The organism is Mesorhizobium sp. P2_F7, from assembly GCF_056403695.1.
The window spans coordinates 159959-175799 of sequence record NZ_JBFUFA010000010.1; the positions used below are offsets into that span (position 1 = coordinate 159959).

Here is a 15841-nt window from a genome sequence, read left to right on the forward strand (position 1 = left end):
TATTTTATAAATCTGATATCGACTTGTTGCCTTAGTTAGGCATAATACAAGAATTCAGACAGTAAGCCGCGAACCGAGGGGAACCGGGATGAGTGAGCCTTATTTAGGTGAAGTCAAGATCATTTCCTGGAACTATGCTCCGCGCGGCTGGGCATTTTGCAACGGCCAGTTGTTGCCGATTAACCAGAACCAGGCATTGTTCTCACTTCTTGGCACCAAGTACGGCGGCAACGGCCAGACAAACTTTGCTCTTCCGGATGTCAGGGGACGCGCGCCTGTTCATACCGGCGGCCCTATCGGTGCAGTTGTCGGCGGTCAGGGCGGAGAAGAGTTTCACACGCTCACGCTCGGCGAAATGCCGACACACAACCATTTCGTCAACGCATCGAACACTGCCGGCAACGTCAACAATCCATCCGGCGCACTGTTGGGGGCGAGCGCCAGCCCGATCTATCAACCGCCTGGCAGCGCGGTGGCTATGGCGAAGGAAAACATCACTTTCGTCGGTGGCGGTCAGCCGCATGAGAACAGATCGCCGTATCTCGTCTTGAATTTCATCATTGCCCTGCAAGGCATTTTCCCGTCGCGAAATTAAGAGGACGCTTCGATGAGCCAACCTTTTGTCGGCGAGATCAGGATGTTCGGCGGCAATTTCCCTCCGAATGGCTGGGCGTTCTGCCAAGGCCAGCTGATGCCGATCTCCGAGAACGAAACCTTGTTTACTCTGATCGGTACGACCTATGGCGGCGACGGGGAGGAAACATTCGCCCTGCCCAACCTCGCATCCCGCATCCCCGTCCATGCTGGCAAAGGCCCGCTGGTCAGCCAGACCTATCAACTCGGAGAACTGGGCGGGGTCGAATCCGTCACTGTTTCAACTCAACAAATGCCGAACCATTCCCATACATGGACGGGTTCGTCGAATATCGCCAAGAATCCGGGTCCGTCCGGCGGTGTCCTGGCGACATCGAGCCTGCTGACGCCCTATGTGGGTATCGCACCTGATGGCAACATGGCCGCCGGAGCCATTTCGCCGACCGGCGGCAGCCAACCTCACGACAATATGGTGCCGTTCCTCGCCGTCAGTTTCATCATCTCGCTGTATGGCATCTTCCCTCAGCAAAGCTAGAGATTGTCATGACCAATCCGTTCGTCGCCGAAATACGAATTTTTGCCGGAGATTTCGCCCCGACTGGTTGGGCGACCTGCGATGGTCAGCTGCTGCCAATCTCGCAGAATACGGCGCTGTTTTCACTGCTGGGCACGTACTACGGCGGCGACGGCAAGTCGACCTTCGCTTTGCCCAACATGGCCGGCTCCGCACCCATGGCGCAAGGACAGGGCAACGGATTGTCGGAGCGGTTTCTCGGCGAGACGGGTGGCGAAACGTCCGTTACCCTTCTGCAGACGGAAATGCCGCAACATAATCATTTTGTCGCGATATCCACCGAGAATGGCGCCCAAGGAACTCTGACCGATGCGGTTGTTCTGGGGAAGTCGGGGGGCGGAATGCTGTATCAGAACAACACGTCGCAAAATCTGGTCCAGATGGACCCCCAGGCGCTGAGCATGACGGGCAGTACGTTGCCTCACAACAACCTGCCTCCCTATCTGGCGATGACGTTCATCATCGCCATGCAAGGCGTTTTTCCGGCGCGTCCGTAAGCGCCACTCCATGATCCGGTTTCCGATCGCGGACGGCGCGCGAGTTCCATTTTGCTGGGCGCGCGCGGCACGGATTGGCCTGACGTTCCGCCCGATCGCGGGCGCCGATCTGCCGTTCCTGTCGGCACTCTACGCCTCGACCCGCGCCGAAGAACTTGCCGTCACACCGTGGAGCGACGCGCAGAAAACGGCGTTCCTCGAGATGCAGTTTCAAGCGCAGCACGCGCATTACCAAAAATACTATCCCAATGCCGACTGGCTGGTGATCGAGCAGGCTGGGCAAGACATCGGCCGCCTCTATGTCGAGCGCTCGCCGAGCGAGCATTGCATCATCGACATCGCCTTGCTGCCGGCGCACCGCGGCAAGGGGTTCGGCAGTGCGCTGCTCACCGATCTCATTGATGAGGCGGCCACTGTCGGCAAGTCGGTCTCGATCCATGTCGAGAAGAATAACCCGGCGCGACGGCTCTACCAGCGGCTCGGCTTCACGGTTGCCGAGGACAAGGGCGTCTACGACCTGATGATCCGTTCGCCGCAGTGACGGCTGTGCCGATCGTCACGCGCTGCGATACCAGGATACGATGGTGAAACGTTCGTTGCGTGTGACCGGTGTGACTTCGTGCGTTGTTTCCGAGCGAAATGCGACCAGAGAACCCGGCAATGCAGGCATCGCGACGCGCAGGTCCGGACCGCTATAGAGACCATGCAGGACCAGCGAGCCGCCTGCGTAGCTTTCGGGGGAAGGATCGTCCGATTGGCGGTTGAGAAAGATCACCGCCGAGATCCTTCTGAAACGCGAGTCGTCGTGAATGAGCGGAGTGTTGCCATCCTGGTGTGGCACGAAGAAATCACCTTCCCGGTAGTGAAGAAACTGGGGTTTCTCAGCATGGCCCAGCGCGAGGCCAAAATGCCGCTCCAGCGCAGTCTTCTGCTCCGCCAAAAGGGTAACCACCCGCGCTTCGCTGGCCGGCGAGATCTCGGCGCGCTTGGTCTTGCGGACCTCCGGCCATGCCGGCTTCTGGTCGGGCCGCCCCATCAGGCCAGCCGGACGGCCGCGCGCCGCCCGAATTTCCGCGCACAGCGCGCTGCATGCTGCTTCGGAAAGCACACCCGCCATCTCAATATAGTCGATCATGTTCCGAGCCGTCCTCGCTTCCGGAGTGACCTGATGGTCTGGTCGTCGCCCTTGCCGGCCTAGCCGCCGAAGATCAGTTGAAGACGGCCTCGTAGACATAGCCGGCGGCGTCGACGGAAATCGGGACGATGAAGATGTCGTCGGCGATGGTATCGCCCGTGAGGTGATATGTGGCCTGCGGCAGCGCTATGTCGCGCGGCCCCCTGAAAAGCAGCGTGAAGCCGCCACCCTCGCGCGGGCTGTTGGCAATGGGTTTTACCGCGCTCAGTTGCAGCGCGATCGTCCTGCCGCCGGCTTCGACGGAAAAGCTCTGCCCCTGCTCGAAATCCGAAACCGATGCCATGCCACCTGCCCTGGTTCGCCTGCTGTGAGCCGCCAATGTCGCTGCTCCGTGGCGCGCTGTCCATAGGCGGACGCCATGTGGTGGGCTCGACCAGGCGCATATGATACGAGCGCTACATCATGTCTTGCCGCGAAGTTCGCCCTCTGATTCCCTGCGCCAAGGCTGTAGAAGCTGATTCTTGCTCCTGGCGTGTTCAAACGGCGCGTTCCGGGATGAATTTTTTGTCGATCGATTCCAAGGAGACAAGACGATGAGCACCGCGGCAAGGCCCGTCATCTCTGAAATGCGGCCGAAGATAACCGTTGTCGGCGTCGGCGGTGGTGGCGGCAACGCGGTCAACAACATGATTGCCGAAAATCTTCAGGGGGCGGAATTCATCGTCGCCAACACCGATGCCCAGGCTCTCACCATGTCCAAGGCATCGCGGCTGATCCAGTTGGGAGCCCATGTCACGGAAGGCCTGGGCGCCGGATCGCTGCCCGCGGTGGGCCGCGCGGCTGCCGAGGAGTCGATCGACGAGATCAGGGACCACCTAGCGGGAACCCATATGTGTTTCGTGACCGCCGGCATGGGGGGCGGAACCGGAACCGGTGCCGCGCCCGTCATCGCGAACGCTGCGCGCACAGCCGGCATCCTGACGGTGGCGGTCGTCACCAAGCCATTCACCTTCGAAGGAAAACGCCGCATGCAAGCGGCCGAAGAGGGCATCGAGCGGCTTCGCGAATGCGCCGATACCGTGATCGTCATTCCCAACCAGAACCTGTTCAGGATCGCCGATGCCAAGACGACTTTCGCGGACGCCTTCGCCATGGCCGATCGTGTCCTCTATTCCGGCGTCGGCTGCATCACCGACCTCATCGTCAAGGAGGGGCTGATCAATCTCGACTTCGCCGATGTGAAGTCGGTGATGCGCGACATGGGCCGCGCGATGATGGGTACCGGCGAAGCCACGGGTGAGGGCCGCGCCAAGAGGGCCGCCGAAGCGGCCATCGCAAACCCGCTGCTCGACGAAGCCTCGATGATCGGCGCCAGGGGCGTCCTGGTCTCGATCTCGGGCGGCATGGACATGACGCTGTTCGAAGTCGATGAGGCCGCCACCCGCATCCGCGAGGAGGTCGACGCCGACGCCGACATCATCGTTGGCGCGATATTCGACCGGGCACTCGCCGGAAAATTCCGGGTCTCAGTCGTCGCGACAGGATTGCGGCCGGGACTTGAGATGCCACAGTAGGCGCGGCCCGGCGCTGTGGATCTTGGATTAGAGCGCAGCACCTGAAGGCATCGACACTCCAAGCGCCGGAGCGCATCTACTCTGCGGCCTGAACCCGATTGACCTGGATGATCGCCCTGATCTCGGCCCGGCAGGAGCCGCAATTGGTGCCGGCCTTGAGCGCGCCGCCGATGGCATCGACCGTCGTGCAGCCGGCCGCCGCTGCCGCCACGATCTGGTTGACCCCGACGCCGAAACAGGAACAGACGATCGCACCGGCATCTGGCCGCTCAGTTCCGGCGCGGCCGGCGACGATGCGGAAGCGTTCGCGCTGGCTGGCGTGCACCTCCTCGAGCTGTTGCGCTGCCCAGCCGCGTGATACCGCAACCGGGCCGGGCGCAACGAACAAGGCCCCGGCGAGGTGGTTGTCATCGAAGGCGGCGATACGGTGCTGGCCCGCGTCGCGGTCGTGGTAAGCGAGCATTTCGGTTTCAGGCGGCGCGCCGAACAGGGCCTGGGCGAAACCTGCCCAGTCGATGTCGCCGTCGGCAAAAGCGAGTTCGACCCGCCAGCCGCCCTTGCAGCGGGCTGCTGCCCAGTAGTCGGCGTCGATCGCCTCGGGACGTCGTCGCGTCACAGCGAAGCCAAAGGCTTTTGCAGCGAATTTCTGAAGCCGAACCGCGACGTGTTTCAAGGCGGGTTGGCCGGAAACAGGATCAGTCAGCGGCGCGGTGAGCGTGTCGAGGCGGCCCTTGGCGGCGAACTGGTCGGTCCAATGCATCGGCGCAAACAGACTGCCGCGGCGCTGGCGGGACGTGATCATTGCGCGCACCAGCACCTCGCCGCGCGGGCTGGAGACACGCACGATGTCGGCATCGCCGATACCGTGTTGCTGTGCATCCGCCGGATGGATTTCGACGAACGGCTCGGCGATGTGCTGGGACAGGCGTGAACTTTTGCCGGTCCGCGTCATCGTGTGCCAGTGGTCGCGGACCCGGCCAGTGTTGAGGATGAGCGGATAGTCCGGATTGGTTCGGATTTCGACCGTTGGGCGGATGGCGATGAAGCGCGCCTTGCGGTCGGGGGTATAGAAATTGCCGTTGGCGAAGAAGCGGGTGTCGGAGGGACCAGGTACGGCTCGCTCCGGCTGATGTCGAGCTTGAACGCCCCCCTCTGTCCTGCCGGACATCTCCCCCTCAAGGGGGGAGATTGGCAGCTTCGGGCTCGCCGCCTGTTCTGCGACGCCAAACATTGGCGAAGGCCGGGGTGCGGGCTGATCTCCCCCCTTGAGGGGGAGATGTCCGGCAGGACAGAGGGGGGTGCCGCGAGCCGACGCTGGCCATTGGAAGGGCGCCAACTCCTCGTAGGCCACCGCGTCCATTTCACCATAAGCGCCAATATCGAAATCCCGCGCGCCATCATTCTCGAACCCCGACAGCGCCGCGTGCTCGCCAAAAATCTCGGCAGGGGCGGCATGCGAAAACGCCTCGCCAAACCCCATCCGCCGCGCCACTTCCGCAATGATCCACCAATCCGGCCGAGCGTCGCCGGGTGCCGGCAGAAACGCGCGCTGGCGCGAGATGCGGCGCTCTGAATTGGTGACGGTGCCATCCTTCTCGCCCCATGCGGCGGCGGGCAACCGGACATGGGCGTGGCGGACCGTGTCGGTCCTGGCCAGCACATCCGACACCACGACGAACGGGCAAGCCTTGATCGCCGCTTCGACGGCGTCGGCGTCCGGCATGGAATCGACCGGGTTGGTGGCCATGATCCACAGTGCCTTGATGCGCCCGTCGGCCAGCGCCTGAAACATTTCCACTGCCTTCAGGCCCGGCTTTTGCGCAACGGCCGGCGCATTCCAGAAGCGCTGCACGCGGTCACGGTGCTTGGGGTTTTCGATCTCCATATGGGCGGCGAGCATGTTGGCCATGCCGCCGACCTCGCGGCCGCCCATGGCATTGGGCTGGCCGGTCACCGAAAACGGCCCTGCCCCTGGCTTGCCGATGCGGCCGGTAGCGAGATGGCAGTTGATGATGGCATTGACCTTGTCTGTGCCCGACGACGACTGGTTGACGCCCTGGCTGTAGACGGTGACGGTCTTCGCGGTGGCCACGAACAGGCTGTAGAAGCGGCCAAGCTCATCCTCGCTGAGGCCGGTGGCGGCGGCGACACCGGCAAGGTCGAGTTTCGAGGCGGCAAAAAGCGCCTGGCCGAAACCGGCGGTGTGCGCTGAGATGTAGCCGCGGTCGAGCGCGTTGTGCTGGCCGAGCCAGGCGAGCAACCCGGTGAACAAAGCAACGTCGCCATCCGGCGCGATCGCCAGATGCATGTCGGCAATGTCGGCGGTCATGGTGCGGCGCGGATCGATCAGCACGATCTTCATCTCTGGCCGTTTTTCACGGGCAGCTGCGATGCGCTGGTAGAGCACGGGATGGCACCAGGCGAGGTTGGAGCCGACCAGCACGATCAGGTCGGCGAGCTCAAGATCCTCGTACGTGCCCGGAACGGTGTCGGAGCCGAAGGCGCGGCGATGGCCGGCCACCGATGAGGCCATGCACAGCCGCGAATTGGTGTCGATGTTGGCCGAGCCGACAAAACCTTTCATCAGCTTGTTGGCGACGTAATAATCCTCAGTCAGCAGCTGTCCGGAAACATAGAAGGCGACCGAATCCGGACCGTGCTCGGCGATGGTTTTTGAGAAGGTCGAGGCAACCAGATCGAGCGCATCGTCCCAACCGGCGCGGCGACCGTCGATCTCCGGATGGAGCAGCCGGCCATCGAGGTCGATGGTTTCGGCAAGGGCCGAACCCTTCGAACAGAGCCGGCCGAAATTTGCCGGATGGTCAGGATCGCCGCGGACGCTGACTTCACCGTCCGCGGCGACCTTCGCCAGCACGCCGCAACCCACCCCGCAATAGGGGCAGGTGGTCCTCACCTCGCGCGCTGCGTCGATTTCCATGATTCAGGCCGCGCGGCTGGCCAGCGCTTCCAGCGCGATGAACAGACGCTCGCCTTCGATCCTAACCGGAATGGTGCGCACCGCCCCCTCATCGGCGCCGAGCGCCCTGCCCGTCTCCAGCGAAATCACCCAATTGTGCAGGGGACAGGTCACCGCCGTGCCATGCACGATGCCTTGGCTGAGCGGCCCGCCCTTGTGCGGGCAATGGTCGTCAATGGCATAGACCTGATCGTCAGCGGTGCGGAAGACGGCGATCTTGCCTTCCGGCGTGTCGACGCAACGCGCGCCACGGCGGGGGATGTCGGAGATGGCGCCGATTGCAATCCAGTTCATCTCCATCACTCCGCCGCCTGCGCAAACCCGACCGAAGCCATCGGCCTGAACTCGTGCTTGTCCTTGCCGGAGACGCGCTCCGACCACGGGTCGACCTGGGCGAATTTCTGGCTGAAGACGAAGCGGTTGTAATAGGCCTTGCGCTTTTCGCCATCGTCCATGATCTGGCGCTTGATCTCGGCAATGCCGATGCGCTTGGCCCATTTGTAGATGCGTTCGAGATAGCGGCCCTGTTCGCGATACATCTGCGTCAGCGCCACGATATGTTCGAGCGCCTCGTCTTCTGTCTTCACGAGGCCGAGCACTTCGGTGCCCTTGATGTCGAGACCGGCGGCGCCGGCGAAATGGATCTCGTAGCCACTGTCGACGCAGATCACGCCGACATCCTTGCAGGTTGCCTCGGCGCAGTTTCGCGGGCAGCCCGACACCGCCATCTTGACCTTGGCCGGCGTCCACGAGCCCCACATGAATTTTTCGATGCGGATGCCGAGGCCGGTCGAATCCTGCGTGCCGAAGCGGCACCAGTCGGAGCCGACGCAAGTCTTCACCGTGCGCAGCCCCTTGGCGTAGGCATGACCTGAAACGAAGCCGGCCTGGCCAAGATCGGCCCACACCGCCGGCAGGTCTTCCTTGCGAATGCCCAGCATGTCGATGCGCTGGCCGCCGGTGACTTTGACCATCGGGATCTCGAACTTGTCGACGACATCGGCGATGGCGCGCAGTTCCGCGGCGTTTGTGACGCCGCCCCACATGCGCGGCACCACCGAATAGGTGCCGTCCTTCTGGATGTTGGCGTGGACGCGCTCATTGATGAAGCGCGACTGGTAGTCGTCGGCGTAGTCGTCGGGCCAGTCGCAGACGAGGTAGTAGTTGAGCGCCGGGCGGCATTTGGCGCAGCCGCAGGAGGTCGTCCATTCCAACTCCTGCATAACGGCCGGAATGGTCTTCAGGCTCTTGGCGATGATCAGCCGCCGAACCTCGTCATGGCCGAGTGTGGTGCAGCCACACATAGGCTGAACGGCGGCCGGGTTGTATTTGTCGCCGATGGTCAGCACCATCAGCTTCTCGACCAGCCCGGTGCAGGAGCCGCAGGAGGCCGAGGCCTTGGTGTGGGCGCGCACATCGTCGAGCGAAGTCAGGCCTTTGCCTGAAATCGCGCCGGTGATCTTGCCCTTGCAGACGCCGTTGCAGCCGCAGATTTCCGCATCATCCGGCAAGGCTGCAACGGCCGCCATAGGGTCCAGCGGGGCACCCCCCTGGTAGGACTGGCCGAAGATCAGCGTGTCGCGCATCTCAGAAATGTCTGTCTGCTTCTTCTTGAGATCATTGAACCAGGCGCCGTCCGCCGTCTCGCCGTAGAGCACGGTGCCGATGATGCGATCGTCCTTCAGCACCAGGCGCTTGTAGACGCCGGCGGCGGCATCGCGCAGCACGATCTCCTGGCGGTCCTCGCCTTCGGCAAAGTCGCCGAGCGAAAACAGGTCGATGCCGGTGACCTTGAGCTTGGTCGGCGTGTCCATATGGACGAAGGCCGCCGCCTCGTTACCTGCAAGCTGGCTCGCGGCAACGCGCGCCATCTCGTAGAGCGGCGCCACCAGCCCGTAGACCTGTCCGTTGACCTCGGCGCATTCGCCGAGCGCGTAGATATCAGGGTCGTTGCTGCGCATGCCGGCGTCGACGACGATGCCGCGATTGACGGCGATGCCGGCCTGTTTGGCCAACGCCGAATTCGGCCTGATGCCGACCGCCATCACCACCAGCGTCGCCGGAATGATGGTGCCATCAGCCAGCTCCACCTGCCCGACCTTGCCGTTTCCAGTGATCGCCTGTGTGTTGGCCTTGGTGACGACCTTGATGCCGCGCTGTTCCACAGCGCGCTGCAGGAGATAGCCGGCGGCCGGATCGAGCTGGCGCTCCATCAGCGTCGGCATGACATGCAGTACGGTGACGTCCATGCCTTGGGCGTTCAAACCTGCTGCCGCCTCGAGTCCAAGCAGGCCGCCACCGATGACAACGGCCTTGGCGCGCGACTGGGCGGCAAGCATCATGGCTTGCACGTCGTCGAGGTCGCGATAGGTCAGCACGCCAGGCAGATCATGACCGGGCACCGGAATGATGAAGGGCACCGAGCCGGTGGCGATGACGAGCTTGTCGTAGGGCTCGGTGACGCCGTGATCGGAGGTGACGGTCTTCGCCTCCCGGTCGATGGCGATGATCTTGTGGCCCTTGTAGAGGGTGATGTTGTTGGCGATGTACCAGCCGTCGCCGTGGATGATGATTTCCTCATAGGCCTTTTCGCCGGACAACACCGGCGACAGCATGATGCGGTCGTAGTTCACCCGCGGCTCAGCGTTGAAGATGGTGACTGTGTAGCGACCCGGCGCCTGTTCCAGGAGATGCTCCAGCATGCGCCCGGGGGCCATGCCATTGCCGATGATGACGAGTTTTTCGCTCATGGCGTTACTCCGCGGCTTCGACGAAGCGGTGGCGTTCGTAGAGGAACTTCAGCACCGCCTCGCGGCAGCGCAGGAAGGTGCGATCCGAAGAGAGTTCGACGCGGTGGCGCGGCCGGGCGAGCGGCACGGCAAGCACCTCGCCGATGGTCGCCGCCGGACCGTTGGTCATCATGACGATGCGATCGGAAAGCAGCACCGCTTCGTCGACATCATGGGTGATCATGATCGTCGTCGAGCCGAGCCTGGAATGGATGTCCATCACCGCATCCTGCAGATGGGCGCGGGTCAACGCATCGAGTGCGCCGAACGGCTCATCGAGCAGCAGGATTTTTGGCTCCATGGCGAGTGCACGCGCAATGCCGACGCGCTGCTTCATGCCGCCCGAAATTTCCGCCGGCCGCTTGTCCTTGGCATGCGCCATCTGCACGAGGTCGAGATTGCGCATGATCCAGTCATGCCGCTCGGCCTTGCTCTTCGAACGACCGAAGACTTTCGATACCGCCAGGCTGATGTTTTCGTAGACGGTGAGCCACGGCAGCAGCGAATGGTTCTGAAACACCACCGCGCGTTCGGGTCCGGGGCTGTCGACCTCCCTGTCTTCGAGCAGCACGGCGCCGGCGGAAACCTTGGTCAGTCCGGCGATCAGGTTGAGCAAGGTCGACTTGCCGCAGCCGGAATGACCGATGATCGAGACGAATTCGCCCTTGTCGATGGTCAGCCTGATGTCCTTGAGCACCTCGCTGACCTGATTGCCGCGGGCAAAGGATTTGTCGATATGGTCGAGCTTCAGATAGGCCTTCATCGCCCTCTCCTCACTTTGCCGTTGTGCCGCGGGTGACGAAGGCGCCGACGCCAGCGACCACGCGGTCGAGGCAGAAGCCGGTGACGCCGATATAGGCGAGCGCGACGATGATGTCGGGCAGCCGCGACGAGTTCCAGGCGTCCCAGATGAAGAAGCCGATGCCGACGCCGCCGGTCAGCATTTCGGCGGCGACGATGGCGAGCCAGGACAGGCCGATGCCGATCCTCAAGCCGGTGAAGATGTAGGGTGCAGCAGCCGGCACCATGATCTTGACGAAGAACTCGAACTGGTTGAGCCGCAGGATGCGCGAGACGTTGCGGTAATCCTGCGGGATGTTGCGCACACCGACGGCGGTGTTGATGATGATCGGCCAGATCGAGGTGATGAAGATGACGAACAGCGCCGACGGACTGGAATCGCGAAACGCCGCCAGCGACAGCGGCAGCCAGGCCAGCGGCGGCACGGTACGCAGGATCTGGAACACCGGATCGAGGCCACGCATCGCCCAGATCGACTGGCCGACCAGCGCGCCGAGCGCGACGCCGACGATCGCCGCAAGGCCAAAGCCAATGGCGACGCGCTGCAGCGAGATCAGCACCCGCCACGCCAGCCCGATATCCTGCGGACCATTGTTGAAGAACGGGTGTGCAATCAGGTCATAGGCCTCGTTCCACACCTGGCTGGGTGGCGGCAGGCTGGCGGTCGGCGACGAGCAGGCGATCTGCCAGACGACCAGCATGAAGGCGATGACGATGACCGGCGGCACCAGGGCGGTGGCAAGATTGCCGGCGATGGCGATCGGGTCGAAGCGGCGCCGCGCCTTGGCGGTGAAAGCGATCACCGCGGCCGGCTTTGCGGGAAACGCCTTCACTGTGGTGTCCTCGATTGTCTGGATCGACATGTCTGGGAAAAACTCCTTGGGGCGCGCCGGCGATCAGGCGGATGCCTTGATCTTCAAGCTGTCGAGATAGGCGGACGGGTTGGCCGGATCGAAGATTTTGCCGTCGAAGAAGGTCTCGACGCCGCGCGACGACGAGGCCGGAATATCGGCCGCTGCGACACCGAGATCCTTCGCCGCCTCGCGCCAAATGTCCTCGCGGTTGACCTGATCGACCAGCGCCTTGATGTCGGTGGTCGGCGCGAACTTACCCCAACGGATGTTTTCAGCGAGGAACCAGCTGTCGTGGCTCTTGAAAGGATAGGAGACGCCGCCACTCCAGAACTTCATATAGAGGTCGGTGCCGGAGGCGACGCGGCCGTTGCCGTAGTTGATGTCGCCCTTGAGGCGGCCGATAATGTCGGCGACAGGCACGTTCATCCACTGCCGCTTGCCGATGATGGCGGCCATCTCGTCCTTGTTCTCCTTGGCCTCGCACCATTGCTGCGCTTCCATCACGGCCATCACGATCGCCTTGGTGGCGTTCGGGTGTTTGTCGATGAATTCGGCGCGCAGGCCGAGCGCCTTTTCGGGATGACCCTTCCACAACTCGCCTGTCGTGGCAGCGGTGAAGCCGACACCCTGATGGACAAGCTGTTCGTTCCACGGCTCGCCGACGCAGAACACGTCCATGTTGCCGACCTTCATGTTGGCGACCATCTGCGGCGGCGGCACAACAATGGTCGAGACGTCCTTGTCGGGATCGATGCCGCCGGCGGCCAGCCAATAGCGCAGCCAAAGGTCATGCGTGCCGCCCGGGAAGGTCATGGCGGCCTTGATCTCCTTGCCGGCTGCCTTCTTGGCGGCGAAGGCATCCTTCAGCTTGGAGGCATCGAGGCCGACGCCGGTTGCGGCATATTCCTGTGCGACCGAAATGCCTTGGCAGTCGTAGTTCAGCCGCGCCACGATCGCCATCGGCATTGGTTGGTTGTTCTGCGTCACCTTGCCGGTGTGCATCAGGTAAGGCAGCGGCGTCAGGATGTGGGCTCCGTCGATGCCGTTGGCTTCGCCGCCGAGCATCAGATTGTCACGCGTAGCGCCCCAGGAGGCCTGCTTCATCACCTCGACATCGGGCATGCCGTATTTGGCGAACAGCCCCTTCTCCTTGGCGATCATCAGCGGTGCCGCATCGGTCAGCGCGATGAAGCCGAGCTTGGCGCCGGTGACTTCCGGAGCGGCCGTAGCGGCATAGGCGCCGGAGGGAAAGAGCTTGCGAGCCGCCACAAACAGGCCGGCCGTCATTGCACTGCTGACGAGAAAATCGCGCCGCGTCATATCCTTGAGCGATGTGCCCGTCCCGATCCATTGCTTCATCGTCTTCTTCATCGTCGTCTCCGGTTGAACGCGAGGGCGCTGGCCCAAAACAAAAAAGCTGCCGTCCAGGCCTCGCGTCCGTACATCCGGGATCGCGTGTAGACCTGAGCGGCAGCTTTGCCTGTGGCGCCCGCCATTGGACGCCTGTTCCGTGACCCGCTAAGGGCCTGATCATTTCAAAGCAGGAACCGTGCCAGTTTTGGATTGATTATGATTTATTAATAAAATCAATGTGATACATGTTTCTGACGTCGTGCGGAGTTGCCGCCCACACGGTCAAACGTTAATCAAAAGGGTAAGCAGTGCGCACAAATTTTGTGCAATGCACAAGAATGGCGCTGAAATGATCAGGCGCCTCGGCGTCAGCGACCCAGCGCTGCGCGCATGTAGAAATACCGAAGAGATCGTTGCGGCCGCTTCAGCCGGTCGTGGCTAACGGGTCCGGCCGGGTCAGTCTGAGATAATTTCGTAATGAAGAACCTGGGCGTCGCGGAGGGACGATCTCATTCCAGGCGAGATGACGCCGGAGCCGAAGAGGAGAATATCTTCGCGGCGTACGAATACTTCATCGCCGGGTCCCATCGACACAAATGTGCCCGACGAGCTTCGTTCGACAAGCCGGGCTTTTCCATTCGAAATGGTGAAGGTCGCGTGGTGCCTTGAGACCCAGGGCCGCTGGACGACGATATTGCATTCCGGAGATCGGCCGATGGTCACGAATCCGTTGTTTCGACAGGATAGCAACTGATCTCCATAGCGGATGACCAGCTTGATCTGCGGCGGCTGGGCGGAGCGCGTATCGATAATGGTGCCCCGGCTGGTGATCTGCGTGCTGAGGGTTCGATCGCCGCTCCCCAGAGTATAGACATCGAAGAGTTCTTGCTTCCCTTTGAAGGCCATTTTGTCGAGCAGCCGCAAGGTACTGCGACTGCCCGCGGAAAGGGCTTCGAAGAAGCTCTGGCTGATCAGGACCTCCCCGGGGTTCGCCGTGGTGGACAACCTTGCGGTGACATTGACAACATCACCGAAGATTGCGCCCCGCGCGCGAATGACCGCCCCGAAATGCAATCCGATCCGGGCGCTCAACGGCCCTTTCGTCAGTTGGCCGCCAATTTGGCGAACGGCCCTCAGCGCCGCCTCCGGCCTCTCGAACAGGCTGAGCACGTCATCGCCCTTCGAGTAAATGAAATCACCGCCGTTCCGGGCGACGATCTCGCGCATCGCGTCCAGGCAATCCGAAACCTGCTGCAGAGCGGCAGCGTCGCCGATGCGCTCATAGAGGGGCGTGCTGCCCACGACATCAGCCAAAAGGACTGCGGCTAGAAGTCTTTCCTGATCCATCGATCTCGTATCCGCCCGAGAACGCAGCGTATATAGCACACCAAAGTTGCCTTTAACTGATCTACTTGCGCATTGGCGATCCGCCACCCCGGCACGTCGGAACTACTGCGCCAAGGAACCAGCGTGTTTCTGCCCGGCGATATAGGCGTCGATCTCGTCGGGATCGAAGATCTGGCCGTCGAAGAAACCGTCTGGACCAAGCACAAGGCTCGCCCCCGCCGAGCCGACCGGCGTCGCCGCCTTCAGCGCGCCCTCGACCTTGGCGTTGGCGCCGGGCAGCGCCACGCCGAGCGGCTTCAGCGCCGCGCGATAGAGGTCGGGCCGGTAGCAATCCCTGGCGATGGCGAGGTTTTCCGGCGTGTGCGCGATGTCGCCCCAGCGCACCATCTGCGTGTAGAACCACAGCGCATGGCTCTTCCAGGGAAAGTTCGCCGCCTTGTCGAAGGGCACGAAGAAATCCTCGACGCCCCGCTCCGCGCCGCTGCCAAGCTGGAGATGTCCGGTGAGGACAGGCATCTGGATCGCGGGCGGCTGGCCGAGGAAGCGGGGCTCAGCCATCAACGCGGCAAGATCCCCTCGGTTTGCCGCATCCTGACACCAGCGGGCGGAATGATGCAGCGCTCTCAGAAGCGCCGCCAGCGCCTGCGGATTTTCCTCCGCCCAGGCCTTGCGCGCGCCGATCACCTTCTCTGGACTGTTGCGCCACAGCAGCGCCTTGACGGTGACGATATGACCGATCCCGGCGGCAACCGCGGCGCTGTTCCAGGGTTCACCGACGCAATAGCCGTCGATGCGCCCGGTGGCCAGCGCATCGGCCATGAAGGGCGGCGGCACGATGACGATCTCGATCTGGCGCTGCGGATCGATGCCGCAGGCGGCAAGCCAGTAGCGCAGTTCGTAATTGTGCCCGGAATGCGGGTGCACGACGGCGAAGCGCAGCGGTTCTCGGCCGGCTGCCGCCCGCTCGCGGACAAATGCGCCAAGTGCTGCTCCGGCGCGCGCCGGATCGAGATCCGGCTCGGCGCCATGTGCTGTCATACCGCCCCAGACCGCGTTGGAGACGGTGACGCAGTTTCCGCCCAGGCCCAGCGAGAAGGGCACGACGGTGTCGGAGGCGAGCGGCGTCAGGCCAAGGCTGCAGGCGAGCGGCATCGGTCCCAGCATGTGCGCAACGTCGAAATGGCCAATGGCGATGCGGTCGCGGATGTTGGCCCAGGATGTCTCGCGCTGCAGCTTGAGTTCAACGTCTTCGCGGGCGGCAAAACCCAACTCACGGGCAGCGACCAGCACCGCGCTGTCGAAAAGCGGCATGAAACCGGCGGTGATCTGGTGCGCAGCAGTCATGC

General features: G+C 62.8%; 15 protein-coding genes. 5 read left to right on the top strand and 10 right to left on the bottom strand.

The features are described 5' to 3' along the window. The first annotated feature begins 88 nt into the window (after window positions 1-88). From AC1DZ8_RS26055 to AC1DZ8_RS26070, 4 genes are read left to right on the top strand one after another with little or no spacing between them, the layout of a single operon-like run. The gene (locus tag AC1DZ8_RS26055) at window positions 89-595 is read left to right on the top strand and encodes a phage tail protein (RefSeq protein WP_477300761.1); all 507 of its coding nucleotides are present in this window, start codon (window positions 89-91) and stop codon (window positions 593-595) included. Between the two features lie 12 nt (window positions 596-607). Next, on the top strand, window positions 608-1129 hold the full coding sequence (locus AC1DZ8_RS26060; protein WP_477300759.1) for a phage tail protein: 522 nt from the start codon (window positions 608-610) through the stop codon (window positions 1127-1129). 8 nt (window positions 1130-1137) lie between these two features. Beyond that, window positions 1138-1665 (top strand): phage tail protein, encoded by a 528-nt coding sequence (locus AC1DZ8_RS26065; protein WP_477300757.1) that lies wholly within the window; start codon window positions 1138-1140, stop codon window positions 1663-1665. A gap of 10 nt (window positions 1666-1675) precedes the next feature. Beyond that, window positions 1676-2206 (top strand): N-acetyltransferase family protein, encoded by a 531-nt coding sequence (locus AC1DZ8_RS26070; RefSeq protein WP_477300755.1) that lies wholly within the window; start codon window positions 1676-1678, stop codon window positions 2204-2206. A gap of 15 nt (window positions 2207-2221) precedes the next feature. Here the strand turns inward: AC1DZ8_RS26070 and AC1DZ8_RS26075 are convergent, their stop codons facing one another. Next, window positions 2222-2800 (bottom strand): 2OG-Fe(II) oxygenase, encoded by a 579-nt coding sequence (locus tag AC1DZ8_RS26075; protein ID WP_477300753.1) that lies wholly within the window; start codon window positions 2798-2800, stop codon window positions 2222-2224. Between the two features lie 73 nt (window positions 2801-2873). Then, window positions 2874-3143, bottom strand: a complete 270-nt coding sequence (locus tag AC1DZ8_RS26080; protein ID WP_477300751.1) for a DUF6916 family protein — start codon at window positions 3141-3143, stop codon at window positions 2874-2876. Between the two features lie 250 nt (window positions 3144-3393). Between AC1DZ8_RS26080 and ftsZ the strand changes: the two genes are divergently transcribed. Next, window positions 3394-4374: a cell division protein FtsZ gene (gene ftsZ, locus AC1DZ8_RS26085; protein WP_477300749.1), complete on the top strand. Its 981-nt coding sequence runs from the start codon at window positions 3394-3396 to the stop codon at window positions 4372-4374. A 76-nt stretch (window positions 4375-4450) separates the two neighbouring features. On the opposite strand, the gene AC1DZ8_RS26090 is transcribed toward ftsZ, so the two are convergent. The 8 genes from AC1DZ8_RS26090 to AC1DZ8_RS26125 all read right to left on the bottom strand — a co-directional run bounded on the left by AC1DZ8_RS26090 (window position 4451) and on the right by AC1DZ8_RS26125 (window position 15839). After that, complete coding sequence (locus AC1DZ8_RS26090; RefSeq protein WP_477300747.1) at window positions 4451-7312, bottom strand: nitrate reductase; 2862 nt, start codon at window positions 7310-7312, stop codon at window positions 4451-4453. A gap of 3 nt (window positions 7313-7315) precedes the next feature. Next, window positions 7316-7651, bottom strand: a complete 336-nt coding sequence (gene nirD / locus AC1DZ8_RS26095; RefSeq protein WP_477300745.1) for a nitrite reductase small subunit NirD — start codon at window positions 7649-7651, stop codon at window positions 7316-7318. Continuing rightward, window positions 7651-10101: a nitrite reductase large subunit NirB gene (gene nirB / locus AC1DZ8_RS26100; RefSeq protein WP_477300743.1), complete on the bottom strand. Its 2451-nt coding sequence runs from the start codon at window positions 10099-10101 to the stop codon at window positions 7651-7653. The genes nirD and nirB overlap by 1 nt, the downstream gene beginning before the upstream one ends. A 4-nt stretch (window positions 10102-10105) precedes the next feature. Continuing rightward, window positions 10106-10903, bottom strand: a complete 798-nt coding sequence (locus AC1DZ8_RS26105; protein ID WP_477300741.1) for an ABC transporter ATP-binding protein — start codon at window positions 10901-10903, stop codon at window positions 10106-10108. Window positions 10904-10913: 10 nt separating this feature from the next. Continuing rightward, a complete protein-coding gene (gene ntrB, locus AC1DZ8_RS26110; RefSeq protein WP_477300739.1) occupies window positions 10914-11804 on the bottom strand; it encodes a nitrate ABC transporter permease in 891 nt (296 codons plus the stop codon). A 33-nt stretch (window positions 11805-11837) separates the two neighbouring features. Next, window positions 11838-13166: a CmpA/NrtA family ABC transporter substrate-binding protein gene (locus AC1DZ8_RS26115; protein ID WP_477300737.1), complete on the bottom strand. Its 1329-nt coding sequence runs from the start codon at window positions 13164-13166 to the stop codon at window positions 11838-11840. Between the two features lie 438 nt (window positions 13167-13604). After that, entirely contained in the window at window positions 13605-14495 is an 891-nt protein-coding gene (locus AC1DZ8_RS26120; protein ID WP_477300735.1) for an adenylate/guanylate cyclase domain-containing protein, read from the bottom strand. Between the two features lie 102 nt (window positions 14496-14597). Continuing rightward, the gene (locus AC1DZ8_RS26125; protein WP_477301457.1) at window positions 14598-15839 is read right to left on the bottom strand and encodes a CmpA/NrtA family ABC transporter substrate-binding protein; all 1242 of its coding nucleotides are present in this window, start codon (window positions 15837-15839) and stop codon (window positions 14598-14600) included. Between the last annotated feature and the right edge of the window lie 2 nt (window positions 15840-15841).

Excerpts from the sequence above, each read along its gene's own strand:
- AC1DZ8_RS26055 (WP_477300761.1), top strand. The coding sequence starts at position 89 with ATGAGTGAGCCTTATTTAGGTGAAGTCAAGATCATTTCCTGGAACTAT.
- AC1DZ8_RS26060 (WP_477300759.1), top strand. The coding sequence starts at position 608 with ATGAGCCAACCTTTTGTCGGCGAGATCAGGATGTTCGGCGGCAATTTC.
- AC1DZ8_RS26065 (WP_477300757.1), top strand. The coding sequence starts at position 1,138 with ATGACCAATCCGTTCGTCGCCGAAATACGAATTTTTGCCGGAGATTTC.
- AC1DZ8_RS26070 (WP_477300755.1), top strand. The coding sequence starts at position 1,676 with ATGATCCGGTTTCCGATCGCGGACGGCGCGCGAGTTCCATTTTGCTGG.
- AC1DZ8_RS26075 (WP_477300753.1), bottom strand. The coding sequence starts at position 2,800 with ATGATCGACTATATTGAGATGGCGGGTGTGCTTTCCGAAGCAGCATGC.
- AC1DZ8_RS26080 (WP_477300751.1), bottom strand. The coding sequence starts at position 3,143 with ATGGCATCGGTTTCGGATTTCGAGCAGGGGCAGAGCTTTTCCGTCGAA.
- ftsZ (WP_477300749.1), top strand. The coding sequence starts at position 3,394 with ATGAGCACCGCGGCAAGGCCCGTCATCTCTGAAATGCGGCCGAAGATA.
- AC1DZ8_RS26090 (WP_477300747.1), bottom strand. The coding sequence starts at position 7,312 with ATGGAAATCGACGCAGCGCGCGAGGTGAGGACCACCTGCCCCTATTGC.
- nirD (WP_477300745.1), bottom strand. The coding sequence starts at position 7,651 with ATGGAGATGAACTGGATTGCAATCGGCGCCATCTCCGACATCCCCCGC.
- nirB (WP_477300743.1), bottom strand. The coding sequence starts at position 10,101 with ATGAGCGAAAAACTCGTCATCATCGGCAATGGCATGGCCCCCGGGCGC.
- AC1DZ8_RS26105 (WP_477300741.1), bottom strand. The coding sequence starts at position 10,903 with ATGAAGGCCTATCTGAAGCTCGACCATATCGACAAATCCTTTGCCCGC.
- ntrB (WP_477300739.1), bottom strand. The coding sequence starts at position 11,804 with ATGTCGATCCAGACAATCGAGGACACCACAGTGAAGGCGTTTCCCGCA.
- AC1DZ8_RS26115 (WP_477300737.1), bottom strand. The coding sequence starts at position 13,166 with ATGAAGAAGACGATGAAGCAATGGATCGGGACGGGCACATCGCTCAAG.
- AC1DZ8_RS26120 (WP_477300735.1), bottom strand. The coding sequence starts at position 14,495 with ATGGATCAGGAAAGACTTCTAGCCGCAGTCCTTTTGGCTGATGTCGTG.
- AC1DZ8_RS26125 (WP_477301457.1), bottom strand. The coding sequence starts at position 15,839 with ATGACTGCTGCGCACCAGATCACCGCCGGTTTCATGCCGCTTTTCGAC.